Source organism: Streptomyces sp. CC53 (genome assembly GCF_001865245.1).
Taxonomy (GTDB): Bacteria; Actinomycetota; Actinomycetes; order Streptomycetales; family Streptomycetaceae; genus Streptomyces.
Window position 1 is genome coordinate 25,883 of sequence record NZ_MKXB01000056.1, and the last position, 854, is coordinate 26,736.

General features: G+C 76.9%; 1 protein-coding gene. It reads left to right on the forward strand.

The features are described from left to right. On the forward strand, positions 1-449 hold a 449-nt coding region (locus BJP40_RS05155; protein WP_071278940.1), incomplete at its 5' end, for a M23 family metallopeptidase. Positions 450-854: the final 405 nt, after the last annotated feature.

The window sequence follows — 854 nt, forward strand, 5'->3', positions numbered from 1 at the left end:
CCGGCGTCTGGCCCCTCGGCCCGCCCCGCCCCCGCATCATCCGCGGCTGGCAGCCACCCACCACGCCCTACGGCCCCGGCCACCGCGGCATCGACCTGGCGGCCCCGGCCGGCACCCCCGTCCGCGCGGCCGCCGCCGGCCGCGTCACCTTCAGCGGCCCCGTCGGCGGCCGCGGCACCCTCTCCGTCACCCTGCCCGCACCACCCGGCACGACCCCGCTGCGCACGACGTACGAACCCGTCCGCGGCCTGACCCCCGCGGGCACCGACGTCACCACCGGCCAGATCATCGCCACCACGACCGACGACCCGGCGTCGCACTGCGCCGCCGGCTGCCTCCACTGGGGCCTCCGCCGAGGCGACACCTACCTCGACCCCCTGACCCTGCTCCCACCCCGCCTCCTGCACCGCCCACCCTCCCGCCTCCTGCCCCTCGCAGCCGACCCGTGACCGCACCCGCATACCCGCGCCAGCCGACTCGGGAGGCGGCGCCGCCCCGGAGACCGGACTTCACAGGCCGGGACCCGACCACACGGACGCGACAGGGCGGTCGACGCGAGGCCGCTAGACAGACAGGCCGTCGACACGAGACGGCACGCAACGGAGGACCCGGCTACGGACGACCCGGCTACGGAGGGCAGGGGTGCCGGGGGGCGAGTCGGCCCGTGCCACCGGCGGCCAAGGCAGCAGCACGCGCATAGGCACAGGCCAACGGCCCGCGCCGAGTCGGCCAAAGGCGCTGGACCGGACGGTGACGTGCCGGGCAGGCAAACGACCGTGACACACACGGCGCCGCACGACGACGAGCCGGCGACACGGGCACGGAAGGGGAGGAGGGAGGAGGGAGGAGGGAGG